Genomic DNA, 258 nt, shown 5'->3' on the forward strand with positions numbered 1-258 from the left:
GTGATTTATGTTTAATGGATAAACCCCTCCGGACCTCCGTCTTCAGAAATGTCAGACAGCGCCCGGCCTGCTTGCTCATTTGATTGCTCGGCCAACGAAAGATCGCCGAGCGTAACAATGCCGACCAGTTTTTTATCCCTTGTGACGGGAATTCTTCTGAGCTGATGTTCAGCCATCAAATGGAGCACCTCCTCCACAGAGGCGTCTTCTTCTGCACTGATAACCCGCTCTGTCATTGCGTCGGTTATTTTTTGCGAG

1 protein-coding gene is annotated in these 258 nt (G+C 50.0%); it reads right to left on the reverse strand.

The genetic code is table 11. The features are described 5' to 3' along the window. Positions 1-11: 11 nt before the first annotated feature. Positions 12-258 (reverse strand): CBS domain-containing protein (locus tag SB658_RS25295; RefSeq protein ID WP_410603180.1); only part of this gene is annotated, 247 nt, incomplete at its 5' end.

Origin of the sequence: Bacillus sp. SIMBA_008, from assembly GCF_046535495.1 — a bacterium.
Classification (GTDB): domain Bacteria; phylum Bacillota; class Bacilli; order Bacillales; family Bacillaceae; genus Bacillus; species Bacillus subtilis.